Source organism: Arthrobacter burdickii (assembly GCF_030433645.1).
GTDB classification, from domain to species: domain Bacteria; phylum Actinomycetota; class Actinomycetes; order Actinomycetales; family Micrococcaceae; genus Arthrobacter_D; species Arthrobacter_D burdickii.
This window is the reverse complement of record NZ_JAROCG010000002.1, coordinates 74312-89986: the sequence shown is the minus strand read 5'-3', so window position 1 is coordinate 89986 and position 15675 is coordinate 74312. Positions and strand designations below refer to the sequence as shown.

16 protein-coding genes are annotated in these 15675 nt (G+C 68.5%); 8 read left to right on the top strand and 8 right to left on the bottom strand.

The window, feature by feature from the left end; genetic code table 11:
• Positions 1-19: 19 nt before the first annotated feature.
• Complete coding sequence (locus P5G52_RS15100; RefSeq protein ID WP_301229013.1) at positions 20-283, bottom strand: YegP family protein; 264 nt, start codon at positions 281-283, stop codon at positions 20-22.
• A gap of 200 nt (positions 284-483) precedes the next feature.
• Between P5G52_RS15100 and P5G52_RS15095 the strand changes: the two genes are divergently transcribed.
• Positions 484-900: a hypothetical protein gene (locus P5G52_RS15095; protein WP_301229011.1), complete on the top strand. Its 417-nt coding sequence runs from the start codon at positions 484-486 to the stop codon at positions 898-900.
• A 9-nt stretch (positions 901-909) separates the two neighbouring features.
• Here P5G52_RS15095 and P5G52_RS15090 read toward each other — a convergent pair whose 3' ends face one another.
• Positions 910-1716 (bottom strand): SDR family NAD(P)-dependent oxidoreductase, encoded by an 807-nt coding sequence (locus P5G52_RS15090; RefSeq protein WP_301229009.1) that lies wholly within the window; start codon positions 1714-1716, stop codon positions 910-912.
• Positions 1717-1899: 183 nt separating this feature from the next.
• Here P5G52_RS15090 and fdhA point away from each other — a divergent pair, with 183 nt between their 5' ends.
• A complete protein-coding gene (gene fdhA / locus P5G52_RS15085; protein ID WP_301229007.1) occupies positions 1900-3117 on the top strand; it encodes a formaldehyde dehydrogenase, glutathione-independent in 1218 nt (405 codons plus the stop codon).
• 487 nt (positions 3118-3604) lie between these two features.
• A complete protein-coding gene (locus P5G52_RS15080; protein WP_301229005.1) occupies positions 3605-4342 on the top strand; it encodes a transglycosylase family protein in 738 nt (245 codons plus the stop codon).
• Positions 4343-4482: 140 nt separating this feature from the next.
• On the opposite strand, the gene P5G52_RS15075 is transcribed toward P5G52_RS15080, so the two are convergent.
• A complete protein-coding gene (locus tag P5G52_RS15075) occupies positions 4483-5160 on the bottom strand; it encodes a hypothetical protein (protein WP_301229003.1) in 678 nt (225 codons plus the stop codon).
• Positions 5161-5283: 123 nt separating this feature from the next.
• Complete coding sequence (locus tag P5G52_RS15070) at positions 5284-6183, bottom strand: SDR family oxidoreductase (protein ID WP_301229001.1); 900 nt, start codon at positions 6181-6183, stop codon at positions 5284-5286.
• Between the two features lie 81 nt (positions 6184-6264).
• Between P5G52_RS15070 and P5G52_RS15065 the strand changes: the two genes are divergently transcribed.
• From P5G52_RS15065 to P5G52_RS15055, 3 genes are read left to right on the top strand one after another with little or no spacing between them, the layout of a single operon-like run.
• Positions 6265-7503 (top strand): type III polyketide synthase, encoded by a 1239-nt coding sequence (locus P5G52_RS15065; RefSeq protein WP_301228999.1) that lies wholly within the window; start codon positions 6265-6267, stop codon positions 7501-7503.
• The gene (locus P5G52_RS15060; RefSeq protein ID WP_301228997.1) at positions 7500-8225 is read left to right on the top strand and encodes a class I SAM-dependent methyltransferase; all 726 of its coding nucleotides are present in this window, start codon (positions 7500-7502) and stop codon (positions 8223-8225) included. Before P5G52_RS15065 ends, P5G52_RS15060 begins: the two co-directional genes overlap by 4 nt.
• Positions 8218-9354 carry an FAD-dependent oxidoreductase gene (locus P5G52_RS15055; protein WP_301228996.1) on the top strand — a complete coding sequence of 379 codons (1137 nt, stop codon included), beginning with the start codon at positions 8218-8220 and terminating at the stop codon, positions 9352-9354. The genes P5G52_RS15060 and P5G52_RS15055 overlap by 8 nt, the downstream gene beginning before the upstream one ends.
• A 145-nt stretch (positions 9355-9499) precedes the next feature.
• Here the strand turns inward: P5G52_RS15055 and P5G52_RS15050 are convergent, their stop codons facing one another.
• Complete coding sequence (locus P5G52_RS15050) at positions 9500-10039, bottom strand: hypothetical protein (RefSeq protein ID WP_301228994.1); 540 nt, start codon at positions 10037-10039, stop codon at positions 9500-9502.
• Positions 10040-10176: 137 nt separating this feature from the next.
• Here P5G52_RS15050 and P5G52_RS15045 point away from each other — a divergent pair, with 137 nt between their 5' ends.
• Positions 10177-10521: a DUF3140 domain-containing protein gene (locus P5G52_RS15045; RefSeq protein ID WP_301228992.1), complete on the top strand. Its 345-nt coding sequence runs from the start codon at positions 10177-10179 to the stop codon at positions 10519-10521.
• Positions 10522-10607: 86 nt separating this feature from the next.
• On the opposite strand, the gene P5G52_RS15040 is transcribed toward P5G52_RS15045, so the two are convergent.
• The 3 genes from P5G52_RS15040 to speB all read right to left on the bottom strand — a co-directional run bounded on the left by P5G52_RS15040 (position 10608) and on the right by speB (position 13553).
• Positions 10608-10811 (bottom strand): hypervirulence associated TUDOR domain-containing protein, encoded by a 204-nt coding sequence (locus P5G52_RS15040; RefSeq protein WP_301228990.1) that lies wholly within the window; start codon positions 10809-10811, stop codon positions 10608-10610.
• Between the two features lie 63 nt (positions 10812-10874).
• On the bottom strand, positions 10875-12566 hold the full coding sequence (locus P5G52_RS15035) for a thiamine pyrophosphate-binding protein (protein ID WP_301228988.1): 1692 nt from the start codon (positions 12564-12566) through the stop codon (positions 10875-10877).
• Entirely contained in the window at positions 12567-13553 is a 987-nt protein-coding gene (speB, locus tag P5G52_RS15030) for an agmatinase (protein WP_301230145.1), read from the bottom strand. It lies immediately after the preceding gene.
• A 307-nt stretch (positions 13554-13860) separates the two neighbouring features.
• Between speB and P5G52_RS15025 the strand changes: the two genes are divergently transcribed.
• Entirely contained in the window at positions 13861-15669 is a 1809-nt protein-coding gene (locus tag P5G52_RS15025; RefSeq protein ID WP_301230143.1) for an APC family permease, read from the top strand.
• Positions 15670-15675 lie beyond the last annotated feature (6 nt).

Here is a 15675-nt window from a genome sequence, read left to right as displayed (position 1 = left end):
GGACTCCAAGGCGTCGCGATCAGGCGTCGCGATGCAACGCGCCATCCCGCCCGACGGTGCCCTGCGGCCCGGCGAAGACGTCCTCCTGGTCCGGGGATCCGATCCGGCTGTGGTCCACCACGGGGCCCGTACCGGCTATCTCCCGGATGAGTTCGATCCCCGCGATCGCCTCTGCCTTCGAGGCGTAGTACGTAGAGACTGCGACGAGCGTTCCATCCGGAGCGGTCAGTTTCACCCGGAAACCGTCGTCATGTGCATCCACCAGTTTGAAGTATCCTGCCATCGTCCTACCTCCTTGTAAGGGGCATTCCCACGAACCTGCGGTCCCATATGATAAGCATACTTACCGACCTGTTATGCAGGACCCGGTACCTGTTTCCGGGGGACAGCACATGGGAGCGGAGGCGTCGAGTAGTGTTCCCGGTGCCACCTCCGTTCCGACCAAGCGGTGTCGACGACAGCGCATCGACCAGAAGGAGCACGATGACAGAGTCAAGCAGCGCCGGGGACCCTGCCGGAGCAGCCCTTCCCGCTGATCACCCCCTCGGGCCGGCAGCACCCGTTCCCCCGCTCGAGAAGGAAACCCGGCGCAGCCGGGAGGGCTACACCACCCCTACCGATCGCCCGGATTCCGGCTCCGCAGGGCATGGCGTCACCTCCGAGCACGGCGACGGGGGTCGCCCCCGCCGGGATCGGCGCGAGAACGCCCTCGACCCCTCGGCGGGATCCGGCGGCCACCACGGAACCTCCATCCGGGACGAGCAGCACACGCATGAAGCAGGCGTGGTGCCCGCCGCGTATGTCGGCGCAGGCACGCCGGAGCATCCGGACGGGAACCGCCACCCCGAGGACGCGGTCCTGGAGCACGATTCCTGGGACAGCGACACGGAGCAGGACTGACGCGAGGAGTCAGCGGCCCCGCCGGGCGAGCCGCGCCACGACCGACGACGGCGCGACCCGCGCCAGTGCCGTGAGCGCCTTGTAGCGGAGGCTCGGGATGGAGACTGCCTTGCCCGCAGCCGTATCCCTCAGCGCTTCGCGGACCACGAGCCCGGCATCGAGCCAGAGGGCTGCAGGGACGCTCGCCTTATCGGCTCCCATCCGCTGGTGGAACTGGGTGTGGACGAAACCCGGGCAGACCGCCGTCACCCGGATACCCTCCGGCCCGTAGGTGAGGTTCGCCCAGCGGCTGAAACTGATCATGGCCGCCTTGGCCGCGCCGTAGGTACCCCTCGGGGTGAATCCGGCGACGCTCGCCACGTTGATGATGGTTCCGCCCCTCCGCGGGCGCATCGACTGCAGGGCCGCATGGGCGAGCGCCAGGGGCACCTCCACGTGGATCCGGAGATGCCGGACCTCGTCCTCGAGCGTATTGTCCGCGAACGGCTTGACCAGCCCGTACCCGGCGTTGTTCACCAGCACCGTGACGGCAGGCCGCGCTGCGCCCGGTCCCCCCGCAGCAGGCTCCCCCGCATCGAGCTCCCCCGCAGCACGGATCCTGCCGAGCACCCGCGTCAGGCCGTCGTCGTCGAGCAGATCGGCGGCGAGAGTCTCCACGTCGACGCCCCACTTCTTCCGCAGGATCGTCGCCGCCTCCTCGAGCGGACCGGGAGCCCGGGCCACCAGGACCAGGTTGCAGCCGCGGGCGGCGAACTGCCGCGCGAACTCGGCTCCGATGCCGGAGGTGGCACCCGTGACAAGCACAGTCTCAGTCATGCAGCCACCCTCCCCCGCGCCGGCCACCTGCGCAAGACAGCCTGCTGACGATGCAACGTCGATGCGACCCTCCGGGTTGTACGGTCGCGCTATCGGCGTCACCGGGCATTCCTGCCCGTCGTACGCCGGGTGCAGCGCCCGGGCACGCCGGACGCGCCAAGTGCAGGCACGAGAGGAAGTTCCATGAGCGGTAACAGAGCTGTTGCGTACAAGGGACCAGGGAAGGTCGAGGTCATCGACATCGACTACCCGACCTTCGAACTCAAGGACGGACCGGGGGTGAACCCGGCCAATGTGGGCCGGGCCGTCCACCACGGTGTGATCCTCAAGACCGTCACCACCAACATCTGCGGGTCGGACCAGCACATGGTCCGCGGCCGCACCTCGGCTCCGGCCGATCTCGTGCTGGGCCACGAGATCACCGGCGAGGTCGTCGAAGTGGGACGCGACGTCGAATTCATCAAGAAGGGCGACATCTGCTCCGTCCCCTTCAACATCGCCTGCGGCCGATGCCGCAACTGCAAGGAACGCAAGACCGGCATCTGCCTCAACGTGAACCCCGACCGGCCAGGCAGCGCCTACGGCTACGTGGACATGGGCGGTTGGGTCGGTGGCCAGGCCGAGTACGTCCTGGTCCCCTACGCCGACTGGAACCTGCTGAAGTTCCCGGACCGCGACCAGGCGCTCGAGAAGATCCTCGACCTGACGATGCTCTCGGACATCTTCCCCACGGGCTACCACGGCGTCGTGTCAGCCGGAGTGGGGGTCGGCTCCACGGTCTACATCGCCGGTGCCGGTCCGGTCGGTCTCGCCGCCGCCGTGTCGGCGCAACTGCTGGGCGCCGCCGTCGTGATCGTCGGCGACCTCAACGAGGGCCGGCTGGCGCAGGCACGGAGCTTCGGCTGCGAGACGGTGGACGTGTCCAAGGGCGATCCCCGCGACCAGATCGAGCAACTGCTCGGCGTTCCCGAGGTCGACTGCGGCGTGGACGCCGTCGGATTCGAGGCACGCGGACACGGGAAGGAGTCGTCGAGCGAAGCCCCTGCCACAGTGCTGAACTCGCTCATGGGCATCACCGCTGCGGGCGGGGCCCTGGGCATCCCCGGGCTCTACGTCACCAGCGACCCGGGAGCGGGCGACGACGCCTCGAAGGTGGGCTCCCTGTCCCTCAGCCTCGGCACGGGGTGGGCAAAGTCACTGTCCTTCACCACCGGCCAGTGTCCGGTCATGAAGTACAACCGGAGCCTCATGATGGCCATCCTGCACGACAAGGTATCGATCGCGAAGGCCGTCAACGCGAAGTCGATCGGACTCGAGGAAGCACCGCGCGGCTACGAGGAGTTCGACGCCGGAGCTGCGACGAAGTACGTGCTCGATCCGCACGGCTACGTGGCAGCCTGACCGGACGAGGCGCCCCGAGGACGGCGGATCGAGGCGGCAGGAAAGCCTAGTCGACGCCGTGATGACGTGGTGGTGAAGCCCTGCTGACGCGGTAGCGACGCCATCTTCATGGAGCGGCGAGGGGGGCCTGGGCACGAGGTGTCCGGGCCCTTCCTGCGCCCTTTCACGACTGCAGGACGCAAGTGTGCCAGAGGATCCTCAAATGATCCACTTTTTCTTCCCTTGTTTTTCATCAATGTCAAGCACCGCACTGTACCGGTTTGGCAACGAATGAAAATTACTCTACGGTAGAGGCAGTTCCCCGTTCGGGGAAGCGAAAAAGCTGCCGAAAATCGGGCAGCGATGAATGCCCGGCGCCGCCCTCCACCGCTCGTTGCTCAACAGGCGGCTGCCGAACCATGACCTCTATATCGTCAAGGTGAGCAGCGGCGCGAAGAAGTCCGGGGACGGACCTAGTGCGGGTGGCCTTTCGGAGCATCGTAACCCCATGAATAAACTCACCTTCAGCACCAGCGCACGTCGCGGACTCGCAGCAGTAGCACTCACCGGCCTCGGCCTCGGCGCAGCGGCTGGCGCAGCCAACGCTGCCCCCGCCAGCGACTGGGATGCACTGGCACAGTGCGAGAGCGGCGGAAACTGGGGCATCAACACCGGCAACGGCTTCTCCGGTGGACTGCAGTTCACCCCCTCGACCTGGGCAGCCTTCGGCGGCCAGGGCTCCCCCCAGAGCGCATCCCGCGAGCAGCAGATCGCTGTCGCCGAGAACGTCCTCGCCGGTCAGGGCTGGGGAGCATGGCCCGCATGCTCGGCCAAGCTCGGCCTCGGCAGCGCAGCCGCTCCGGCTCCGGTCCAGTTCCAGCAGGCCCAGGCTCCGGTTGTCGTCCAGGCTCCCGTCCAGGCTCCGGTCGTCGCCCAGGCTCCCGTCCAGGCTCCGGTCGTCGCCCAGGCCCCCGTCCAGGCTCCGGCCGTCGCCCAGGCTCCCGTCCAGGTCCAGGCCCCCGTAGCGGCTCCGGTCGTCGTCGAGGCTCCCGTCCAGGCTCCGGTCCAGGCCCCCGTTGCACTGAGCGGCGAGACCTACACGATCCAGTCCGGCGACACCCTCAGCACGATCGCCGAGAAGCTCGGCATCGAGGGTGGCTGGCAGGCACTGTTCGCCGCCAACACCGACACCGTGATCCACGCAGACCTGATCTTCACCGGTTCCGTCCTGCAGCTCCCGGCCTAGTCCGGAAGAACAGCTCCCGGGCCACGCCGACCGCGGCATCGACCCGAGCTTGATCTGAAGCGAGCCCCCGTCTCCTCGAGACGGGGGCTCGCTTCGTCATCGACCATGTCGACGGACGGCCCCATGCCGGGAGTACATGCCTAGCCGCAGGACGTGGCGTCGACGTCGATCGCGAGGTCGTGGGGTACCGAATACTCGCGGTCGGGAGTGGAGTAGGCGACGAGGATGTTGTCCGCGCTCCCATGGGTGACGCCCTCCGCCAGTTCGACCGTGATGATGATGTTCACGTGCGCGTCGGGCTCGAACTCGTAACCCTCCGCGGGGACGGGCGGGCCGATCGGTTCCGGCGGTTTGCTCGGGGTCGGCGCGGCGGAGTGTTCCTCGTGGGCGCCCGGAGTCGATTCGGCGCCCGGGTGGTGGTGCCCCTCGCGATTCGCGGTCTGCACCATGGACGAGAGGACGACCAGGCCCTCGGGATCGCCCAGCGCCATCTCACCGAAGGTGAAGGTCTCCAGGGTCGGATTGTGCAGCATGACCGTGTAGCGCAGACGGCTGTCATCGGGCTGCACACCGCACAGCTGCGCGCCGTCGATGCCCACGCCGAGCGGGTCGTCCCCGAGGTCCCCCACGGGCACAGCCTGGCTGCCGTCCTGCAGAGTGCTCACGGCTCCCGATCCGGCCTGCTCCCGGCCCGAGGTGTTGACACCCAGCGGATTCTCCTCGGCGGTACCGCAGCCTCCGAGTGCCAGCGAAGCCGACAGCGCGACGGCGAAGAGGGCGATCCGACGTCCGGGCGGCGGTGCAGTTCCGAGGTTCACGATCGATCGACCAATCCTGTCAGCTGGCCGCCGGAGTGCGAGGCTCCGGCGCTGGTACCTTCCATTCGTCGCACCGCCGGGCCCGGCTTGGTCCCGCTCCGGAACCGTCCGGAGGAAGCTCCGTCAGGCGAGGGGCTTGCCGCCTGTGACGCCCAGGATCTCTCCCGAGACGTACCGGGCGTCGTTGGAGGCGAGGAAGACATAGGCGCCCGCCAGTTCCGCCGGTTGCCCCATCCGGCCGAGGGGTGTCCCCTCCCCGAACGACTCGAGTTTCTCGCTGGTGGTCGTCGCCGGCTGCAGCGGAGTCCAGATGGGCCCCGGGGCCACCGCATTCACGCGGATTCCACGCTCCCCCAGGAGCTGGGCCAGGCTGAAGGTCAGGTTGTTCAGCGCTGCCTTCGTGGCGGCGTAGTCCATGAGGCTCGTTGATGGATGGTAGCCCTGCACCGAGGTGGTGTTGATGATCGAGGAGCCCTCGGTGAGGTGGGGCAGGGCGGCCTGCGTCAGCCAGATGGTGCCGTAGACGTTCGTCTCGAAGGTGCGGCGCAGCTGGTCCGCGTCGATATCGGGAAGGCCCTTGGGCTGGGCGATGTGGAAGCCTGCGTTGTTCACGAGGATGTCGAGCCCTCCGAGCCCGTCCACCACCTGGCGGACAGCCGAGGACGCATAGGCCTCGTCGCGCAGGTCTCCCGGCACCCCGAGCGCCGTCCGCCCCTCGGCACGGATCAGTTCGAGGCAGCTGGCGCCGTCCTCCTCTTCTGCGGGAAGGTACCCGATCGCGACGTCGGCACCTTCGCGGGCGAAGGCGAGGGCCACTGCCCGGCCGATGCCGGAATCACCGCCGGTGATGAACGCCCGCCGGCCCTGCAGCCGGCCGTGGCCCGTGTAGCTGTCCTCGCCGTGGTCCGGGCGCGGGTCCATGCGCTCCGTGAAGCCAGGATATTCCTGCAGTTCCGGGGACGCATCGACGGCGGGCCCCCGCGGGTCGTTCTGGTCCAGCGTGCCTGACGGATCGTTACCCATGGTGCTCCTAGTGGTGGCGAACGGGGAATACTAAGCCTACTGTCATTGTGTTTGTCGCGTTAGTCCTCTAGTAATTGACCTATGACAGTGATCCTGAGGTCCCTTGAAACGGCTGTACCCGACACGGTCCTGGTGCAGTCCCAGGTCCGGGACGCTTTCGCGGCACAGCCGGGCCTCACACGGCTGGGACAGCGCCTGGTCGGGGCGGCGTTCGACTCCTCGGGGATCGAGACACGGTACACCGTCATCGAGGAACTCACCCTCGATAGAGCCTTCGACGCCCCCGTCTTCTTCGACCGGGAGGAGATGCTGGTCCTCTCCCCCAGCACCAAGACCCGCAACGAGGTCTACGCCGAGGAAGGCGCAAAACTCTTCATCGAAGCCGGTCGGAAAGCACTCGAAGCGGCTACGGGCATCGAGGCGTCGGACGTCACGCACGTCGTCACCGTCTCCTGCACCGGCTTCTTCGCGCCGGGCCCCGACTACAAGGTGGTGCGCGCCCTGGATCTCAACCCGTCGGTGCAGCGCTACCACCTCGGCTTCATGGGCTGCTATGCGGCCCTCCCCGCGCTGCGGTCCGCCAAGGCCTTCTGCGAGGCGGACCCGGACGCCGTCGTCCTCGTGATCTCCGCGGAGCTGTGCTCCCTGCACGTCCGCTCGTCGAACAACCCCGACACCATCGTGGGGTCCTCCCTGTTCGCCGACGGCGCGGCGGCGGCCATCGTCTCCGCGCGGGACATCCCCCTGGAGGGGCCCGCCCTCAGTCTGGACCACTTCGAGACGGTCCTGACGCCCGTCGGGGAGGAGTCCATGGCCTGGAACATCGGCGATGAGGGTTTCGAGATGGTCCTCGGCACGTACGTCCCCCACATCATCGACGACCACATCGTGGGCGCCCTCGAACCGCTCCTGGCCCGGGACGCGTCGCTGCAGGGCCTCGACTACTCGGACATCGAGCACTGGGCCATCCATCCCGGCGGGCGCAGCATCCTCGACAAGGTGGAGGCGAAACTAGGCCTGACCGAGCAACAGCTCGTCCCGGCACGCGAGACCCTGCGCGACTACGGGAACATGAGCAGCGCAACCGTGATGTTCGTGCTTCGGAACATCCTCGACACGCCGGCGACCGACGGGAACAACCGGATCTGCTCGATGGCGTTCGGCCCCGGCCTCACGGTCGAGACCGCGCTGCTCACCAGGATCGGCGCCCGCTCCTCCTCCGACGCCGCGGCAGCGGGCACGACGGCAGCGGGCGTGACGGTCGGCGACGCGCCCGTCGCGGAGGACCTCAAGCCCGTTCTCGCAGAAGCCGGCGCATGAGCCGACTCGGGTTCCTCGCACAGCGGGACCCGGAGGCCATCGAGGAGATGGACCGGCCCGACTGCGACCCCCGGAAGCTCGAGCGGACCTACGCCCAGTTCGGGGTCGTCAACGCCGTGGTGTCGGGCTGGCGGCGCACGTACGCCTCGCTGCTCCGGCCGGCCTTCTCGCGGGACCGCACGAACACGCTGCTGGACATCGGTTCGGGCGGCGGTGACGTCCCGCGGGCGATCGCGCGCTGGGCCCGCCGTGACGGCTTCCGGCTCGAGGTGACGGCGATCGATCCCGACGAGCGCGCCCACGCCTACGCGTCGTCGCGCCCGCCCCTGCCGGGGCTGTCCTTCCGGCGCGCCCTGAGTGCCGAGCTCGTCGCCGAGGGCGCGGTGTTCGACGCCGTAGCCTCCAACCACGTCCTGCATCACCTCGACCCCGCCGGTTTCACCGGCTTCCTCGACGACACGGAGCAGCTGGCACGGCGCGTCGCGGTCCACAGCGACATCGCCCGGCACCTGCTCGCGTACGCCCTGTTCTCGGCCGGTACGCTGCCGCTCCCCGGGTCCTACATCCGCCAGGACGGCCTGACCTCCATCCGCCGGAGCTACACGCCGGGCGAGCTGCGCTCCTCGATCACGGACCGCGAGGGCTGGCGGGTACGCACGGCCGTGCCCTTCATCAACCTGCTGGTACTGGATCCGTCTCGCCGGGCACCGCGCAGTGCATGACGTGATCGTCGTCGGCGCCGGTCCGGTGGGGCTCTACACCGCACTGCTCCTGCGCCGGGCGGGCCTCGATGCCGTCGTGCTCGAACGCCGTACGGAACGCAGCCGCCACTCGCGGGCCATCGGGATCCACCCACCGGCGCTGCGGGCCCTCGCATCGGGAGGCATCGCCGACGAGCTGCGCGGCCGCGGGGTCCTCATCCGCGAAGGAGTCGCCCGGAGCGCGGGACGGCCTGTGGGCACCCTGTCCTTCGGCACCCTGCCCGGCGACGAGAAATACGTGCTCGCCGTGCCGCAGGCCGTCACCGAGGAGGTCCTCGAACGCCGGCTCGAGGAGGCCTTCCCCGGCACGCTGCGGCGCGGCGTCGCCGTCGTCGGGACGCGGGACGCCGGCGGTTCCGTCCTGGCCGCTACAAGGACCGTGCGGGAGGACGGCGTCCTCGAAGCGAGGCTCGTCGTCGCCGCGGACGGAGCCCGGAGTCCGCTCAGGGACGCCGCGGGAATCCGCGCACCGGTGCGGCGCTACCCGGACTGCTACGTCATGGGGGATTTCCGGGACAGTACCCAGGATGGGGACGACGCCGTCCTCTACCTCGAGACCGGTGGCATCGTCGAGTCCTTTCCCCTCCCCGGCGGCATCCGCCGCTGGGTGGTCCGCGTCGGCTGCCCCGTGGAACGCCCGACGGCGGAGGACCTCACGCAGCTCATCCTGGAACGGACAGGCGTCGGCGTCGATCCGGGCACCAACTCGATGCTCAGCGCCTTCGAGGTCCAGTCGCGGCTCGCCGACCGTTTCGTCTCGGGGCGCACCGTGCTGGTGGGCGATGCGGCCCACGAGGTGTCCCCCATCGGCGGACAGGGCATGAACCTGGGCTGGCTCGACGCCGTCCGGCTGGTACCGATCATCACGGCGTCGGTGCGCGACGGGCAGGACGTCGCCGGTGACCTCGCGCTGTACGAGAAGGAACGCCGCGCCGAGGCCGCGGTGGCGCGTCGGAAGGCCGCCATCAACATGGCGCTGGGACGTCCGCTGCCGGCACCGCTGATGCGCGTCCGCAATACGGTCTTCGGGTCGCTCATCCGGAACGACGCGATCGCCGGGGGCATCGCGCGCGCCTTCACCATGCAGTAGGAGTTCACCATGCAGTAGGAGACCGCGCCTTCACCGCGCACTGACCCGTTGACGCAGAAACCCCCGCAGCGTACCGCCGCCTACACCGGAGGGTGCAGAGCGGCAGGGCACTGCGGGGGTCGGCCGGCCTCTAGAACCGGAGGGCCTACTTCTTGAACAGGCCCTTCTTGACATTGGTCGGGCGCTGCATCTCGCCCTGCTTCGCACCCATCACCACGACGATGCCACTGATGAGGGGCAGAAGCCACTGGGTGGCCTTGAGCTGGGACTGTGCCTTCGCCAGTTCATCGCTGGCACCGGGACGGGGCTCGGTCGCACCCTCGCCACCCTGCTCGGCGAGCTGGCCGACCTTCTTGCCGAGCATGCCGGAGTACAGCGAGAGGGCCATGCCCAGGACGGTGACCACGGACTTCCAGACGGTGTTCGAACCGACGGTGTCCTGCGACGCCAAGCGACCCTTGTTACCGAGGATCAGGCCGATGCCGCCGACGGCGTGCACGGCGAACGCGGCGATCTGGACCGGCGTCCACTTGGCCCAGCCGAGGGACGAGAGGCGCGTGCGCTCCTTGGGGTCCTTCGCCTTACCGGTTGCACCGTTGAGTCCAACAGCACCCATCAGGGTGCCGCCAAACCATGCTGCGGCACCGAGGTCGTGGGCTGATCGTGCCAAAAGGTTTCCTGCCATGATGTAGAGCTCCTTAGACGTTGGTTCGACCTACGCCTCTACATTTATCAGCATGCTTAGGATTAAGCTACGGGAAACCCGGACGGAAAGACCGGGTGGGCTCCTTTCCGTGAAACTGCTACGAAAGGCCGAAGCGCATGACGGACGATACGAACGATCTCGACCAGGTGTGGCCCGAGTGGAAGGAAGCGGTCAACATGAGCGCGTCCCAGCTCGAAAAGTGGCTCGACACGGAGGAATCCCGGTCGGTGGGCCAGAAGGAATCGAGGTCCGCGGAGTCGGTGGGCCATGAATCGGGCAGGCACATCATCGAGATCCTCAACACGAAGCGCGACGACCTCACGGACGACGACGTCGAGCACATGCACAAGGTCGTGGGCTACGTCCACCGCCATCTCGCCCAGCGGCCCACCAAGGAGGACATCGAATCCTCGAAGTGGCGCTACTCGCTCATGAACTGGGGACACGATCCCCTGAAATAACAGCAGAACGGCCTCCCGAAAGTAGCGGAGGGCGCCCCGCTGGTGCGGGACGCCCTCCGTTGCGGTGGTCGGTACTTCTTCGACAGCTACTTCTTCGACAGCGCGCTTTCCTTGTGCGCAGCCTTCTTGCCGGACTTCGAGCTCTCGACGGTGTAGTACGGCTCGTCCTTCGACGCGTTGAACTTCTGGTCGTCGAACGTGAACTCCTTGTCGTGCTTCTCCACGACCTTGCCCTCGGTCGTGCCCTGGGACGTATTCCAGGTGACCGTGTCGCCCTTGCGAAATGACATCGCGTTCCTTCCCCGAGGTGGTTGTGCTTCCGACACTCTCACCCGACGGGAAGAAACGGAAGCCTACTGGTCGAGGTGCGTGGGCGCGAAGAGCCGCACGAGCGTCTCCACGACGACGACGTTGGGACCCTCGGCTTCGAGGCTCTCGCGGAGGGCCGTACCGATGTCCTCGGGTGCCACGCGGCGGGCCGGCACCCCGAAGGATTCGGCGAGGGCCACGAAATCGGGGCGCGCGAGTTCGGTCGCCGTGGCCTTGCCGAAGGCACCCTCCATGTACTCGCGGAGGATGCCGTAGCCGCCGTCGTCGACGATCAGCCAGGTGACGGGGATGTCGTGCTGCCGGGCGGTCGCCAGTTCGGCGATCGAGTACATCGCCGATCCGTCGCCGGACACCGCGAGGACCCTCGCGGGAAGCCCGCGGGACTCCAGGCCGACGGAGCCGCCGATGGCACCGGGGAAACCGAAGCCCAGGCCGCCGGCACCCTGCGCGGAGTGGAACTGGCCCTCGCGGGCGTCCCAGCAGCTCCACGCCCAGTACGCCGAGATCGTCATGTCCCAGAAGGTCTGCATACCCGAGGGAACGGCGTCGCGGATGTCCTGCAGGAACGCCCGCTCCTTGGCGAGGTCCTGTGCGTCGAGCCTCGAGCGCACCTTCGCGAGGGTCCCGCCCACGAGTGCAGCGGCGTCGTAGCCGGGTTCGCGGTCCCGGTCCAGCGGCTCGAGCGCGGCGTCGAGGGCGGCGAGTGCCTGCCCGGCGTCGGCCCGGATACCGAGTGCCGGCCGGTTGGACTCGAGGACGCGCGGTTCGGCGTCGATCTGGATGATGCGGCCGCGCGGTTCCAGGGTGAAGTAGTTGGACGTGACCTCGCCGAGCGACGAGCCGACGACGAGCAGGACGTCGGCGTCCTCGAGGACCTCGGTGACGTGCCGGTCCTCGACCCACGACTGCAGGGACAGCTCGTGCGTCCAGGGAAAGGCTCCGTTGCCGCCCGGCGAGCACACCACGGGAGCGCCGAGCTTCTCGGCGATGGACAGGAGCCATTTCTCGGCCCTGCCCCGCCGGGTGCCGCCGCCGGCGACGATCGCCGGCCGCCGGGAGTCCTTGAGCCACGCGACGGCTTCCCGTACCAGTTCGATCCTCGGCGGGTTGTCGAACGGTTCCGCGAGCGCATCCTCCACCTCCGGGACCATCACGGGATCCAGCAGGACGTTCTGCGGCACCTCCACCCACACGGGGCCCTGCGGGGACGAGACGGCCTCGGTCCAGGCGTCCTGGATGGCCGAGGGGATACCGGAGGCGTGCTGGATCAGGCGCTGGCTCTTCGTGACGTTCGCCGCCGACGCCTTCTGGTCATCGAGCTGGTGCAGCATGCCCTTGCGTCGCGCCCCGAGGCCCTCGAGGGGGATCTGGCTCGCGACGACGACCATGGGCACTCCGGTCGCGTACGCCTCCTGCAGTCCCGCGAGCGAGGTCAGCGCGCCGGGCCCGGTGGAGAGGAACAGGACGCCGACGTCGCCGGTGGCTCGGGAGAAGCCGTCGGCGGCGAACGCCGAGTTGTTCTCGACGCGCGACGACACGAAGCGGAGGTCGGAACGGGACAGGGCATCGAAGAGGCCGAGCGCGTGCTGGCCGGGGATGCCGAACACCGTCGTGGCCCCCAGGGCGGACAGCGTCTCGACGACGAGGTCACCGCCGTTCCGCTGCCCGCTGACGGGAGTGGGGGGCGCGGAGGCTGCGCCGCCGGTGATGTCCATCTACTTGTCCTCGGAGGCGGGCGTCAGCGTGTCGGCCATCAGCGTCACGAGGTCGTAGGCGACGTGGGAGGCCGCGACGCCGGTGAGTTCGGCGTGGTCGTAGGCGGGAGCGACCTCGACGACGTCGGCGCCGACGAGGTTCAGTCCGCGCAGCCCGCGCAGGATCTCGAGCAGTTCCCGACTCGTGATGCCGCCCGCTTCGGGTGTTCCGGTACCGGGCGCATGGGCCGGATCGAGCACGTCGATGTCCACCGACACGTAGAGGGGGCGGTTGCCGATGCGCGCCCTCAGTTTGTCGACGACCTCGTCCACGCCCTGCCGGTAGACATCGGAGGACGTCACGATGCCGAAGCCGAAGCGGCGGTCGTCCTCGAGGTCCCGCACGCCGTAGAGGGGGCCGCGCGTGCCGACGTGGGAGATGGCCTCGGTGTCGAGGATGCCCTCCTCCACGGCCCGCCGGAAGGGGGTGCCGTGGGTGTACTCGGCACCGAAGTAGGTGTCCCAGGTGTCGAGGTGGGCATCGAAGTGCAGCATCGCGACCGGGCTTCCGGCCCGCTCCGCGGCTGCGCGGAGCAGCGGCAGGGCAATGGTGTGGTCGCCGCCGAGGGTCACGAGGCGCGTTCCGTCCGCCGTCAGGTCCAGGGCGTTCTGCTGAACCGTCTCGATGGCCTCGAGGATGTTGAACGGGTTGACAGCCATGTCGCCGGCATCGGCCACCTGCACGCGCTCGAACGGCGAGACGTCGAGCGCCGGGTTGTACGGGCGCAGGAGGCGCGACGCCTCGCGGATGTGGTTGCCGCCGAAGCGTGCTCCGGGCCGGTAGGACACCCCGGAGTCGAAGGGCACGCCGACGACGGCGACGTCGGCGCGGTCCACCTGGTCCAGGCGGGGCAGGCGCGCGAAGGTCGCCGCACCTGCGTAGCGGGGAATACGGGAGGAGTCGATGGGGCCGAGGTGGCCGCCTCCGGTGACGCGCAGTTCTTCCACAGCTTCCATCCGATCCGGGCTAAAAGTTGCCCAATATGCATCAAACGTTTTGCATAAGGCTATTCTTCTGTCGGACCGGGGTCAAGGATCGGGACGGAGACTGGTTGCCTCGAAAACCCGTTAAGGAAGTGTTAAGACGCCCGAAGAGGAGCCGTCCCGGTCCTACTGTGAAGGTGTGAGTTCAACATCGGTACGCACCCTGCCGGCGCCGTCGAGCAAGCGCCTCGAGCGCTGGCTGCTCAACGAGTCCAGCCAGCCCACCGCACACCAGCCCGAACCGGAGCGGACGCAGCCCTGGTGGAAGGTCATGTGCCTGACCGGCGTCGACTACTTCTCGACCCTCGGCTACCAGCCGGCCATCGCCGCTGCCGCCGCCGGGGTCCTCTCCCCCCTCGCCACCCTCATCCTAGTGGCCGTGACACTGTTCGCCGCGCTCCCCGTGTACAAGCGCGTGGCAGCGGAGAGCCCGCGCGGCGAGGGCTCCATCGCGATGCTGGAGAAGCTGCTGCCCAAGTGGCGCGGCAAGGTCTTCGTCCTGGTCCTGCTCGGGTTCGCCGCGACCAGCTTCCTCATCACCATGACCCTGTCCGCCGCGGACGCCAGCGCGCACCTCATCGAGAACCCCTTCGCCCCGTCCTGGCTGCAGGGCCAGGAGATCCTTCTCACCGTGGTGTTCCTCGGCCTGCTGTCCGCCGTCTTCCTCCGGGGCTTCCGTGAGGCCATCGGCATCGCGGTCGCGCTCGTCGCGATCTTCCTGCTGCTGAACCTGTGTGTCGTCGTCGTCGCCGCCGTACAGATCCTCGAGCAGGGCGGGCTGGTGGGGAACTGGTGGACCGCGCTCACCACCCAGCACGGCAATCCGCTCGTCATGGTGGGACTCGCCGTCCTGATCTTCCCGCGCCTCGCACTCGGCCTCTCGGGCTTCGAGACCGGCGTCGTCGTGATGCCCCAGATCGACGGCAGGCCCGGCGACACGGAGGAGGACCCCGCGGGCCGCATCGCCGGCGCCCACAAGCTCCTCACGTCCGCAGCGCTCATCATGAGCGGCTTCCTCATCGCCTCGAGCTTCGTCACCACCCTGCTCATCCCCGCCGAGGCCTTCGCGGAGGGCGGGCCCGCCAACGGCCGGGCACTCGCCTACCTCGCGCACCTGTACCTCGGGGACGGCTTCGGCACCGCATACGACATCTCGACGATCGGGATCCTCTGGTTCGCCGGAGCGTCCGCCATGACCGGCCTGCTCAACCTCGTGCCGCGCTACCTGCCCCGCTACGGCATGGCCCCGGCGTGGGCCAAGGCCGTCCGCCCGCTGGTGCTGGTCATCACGCTGATCGCCATCGTCGTCACGTTCTTCTTCCGCGCCGACGTCGAAGCCCAGGGCGGCGCGTACGCCACGGGCGTCCTCGCCCTCATCACCTCGGCCTCCGTCGCCGTCACCCTCTCGGCCCACCGCAAGCACCAGCGGGGGCGGACCATCGGGTTCGGCGTTGCCGCCGCGGTCTTCGTGCTCACGACGGCGGTCAACATGTTCGAGCGCCCCGACGGGCTCAAGATCGCCACCTGCTTCATCCTCGGCATCATCGTGATCTCGTTCATCTCCCGCTCACGCCGCGCCTTCGAGCTGCGGGCCACGAGCATCCGCCTCGACGAGACGGCACTGTCCTTCGTCAGCTCCCAGGACGACGGCGAGATCCTGCTGATCGCCCATGAGCCCAAGCGGCTGAGCAGCTCCGCCTACCGCCACAAGCTGCAGCACGCCTGCGCGGTCTCCCACTTCCCGAACGCCGCCATGCCCCTCTTCATCGAGGTGACAGTCGACGATTCCTCGGAGTTCGAGACCGAACTGCAGGTGCGCGGCGTGGTGCGCCACGGCTTCCACATCCTGGAGGTCCACAGCTCCAACGTGCCGAACACCATCGCCGCGGTGATGCTGCACATCCGCGACATCACCGGGCTCATGCCCCACGTCTACTTCCGGTGGACCGAAGGCGACCCGGTGGCCAACCTGTTCAAGTTCCTGTTCACGGGTGAGGGCGAGATCGCCCCGGTGACGCGCGAGGTCCTGCGCGCCGCGGAGCCCGACGTGACCAAGCGTCCGTGGGTGCACGTCGGCTGAGACCGG

Excerpts from the sequence above, each read along its gene's own strand:
- P5G52_RS15050 (WP_301228994.1), bottom strand. The coding sequence starts at position 10,039 with ATGGCAGGAAACCTTTTGGCACGATCAGCCCACGACCTCGGTGCCGCA.
- P5G52_RS15070 (WP_301229001.1), bottom strand. The coding sequence starts at position 6,183 with ATGGGTAACGATCCGTCAGGCACGCTGGACCAGAACGACCCGCGGGGG.
- P5G52_RS15100 (WP_301229013.1), bottom strand. The coding sequence starts at position 283 with ATGGCAGGATACTTCAAACTGGTGGATGCACATGACGACGGTTTCCGG.
- P5G52_RS15060 (WP_301228997.1), top strand. The coding sequence starts at position 7,500 with ATGAGCCGACTCGGGTTCCTCGCACAGCGGGACCCGGAGGCCATCGAG.
- fdhA (WP_301229007.1), top strand. The coding sequence starts at position 1,900 with ATGAGCGGTAACAGAGCTGTTGCGTACAAGGGACCAGGGAAGGTCGAG.
- P5G52_RS15035 (WP_301228988.1), bottom strand. The coding sequence starts at position 12,566 with ATGGACATCACCGGCGGCGCAGCCTCCGCGCCCCCCACTCCCGTCAGC.
- P5G52_RS15095 (WP_301229011.1), top strand. The coding sequence starts at position 484 with ATGACAGAGTCAAGCAGCGCCGGGGACCCTGCCGGAGCAGCCCTTCCC.
- P5G52_RS15065 (WP_301228999.1), top strand. The coding sequence starts at position 6,265 with ATGACAGTGATCCTGAGGTCCCTTGAAACGGCTGTACCCGACACGGTC.
- P5G52_RS15090 (WP_301229009.1), bottom strand. The coding sequence starts at position 1,716 with ATGACTGAGACTGTGCTTGTCACGGGTGCCACCTCCGGCATCGGAGCC.
- P5G52_RS15080 (WP_301229005.1), top strand. The coding sequence starts at position 3,605 with ATGAATAAACTCACCTTCAGCACCAGCGCACGTCGCGGACTCGCAGCA.
- P5G52_RS15040 (WP_301228990.1), bottom strand. The coding sequence starts at position 10,811 with ATGTCATTTCGCAAGGGCGACACGGTCACCTGGAATACGTCCCAGGGC.
- P5G52_RS15045 (WP_301228992.1), top strand. The coding sequence starts at position 10,177 with ATGACGGACGATACGAACGATCTCGACCAGGTGTGGCCCGAGTGGAAG.
- P5G52_RS15025 (WP_301230143.1), top strand. The coding sequence starts at position 13,861 with ATGTGCCTGACCGGCGTCGACTACTTCTCGACCCTCGGCTACCAGCCG.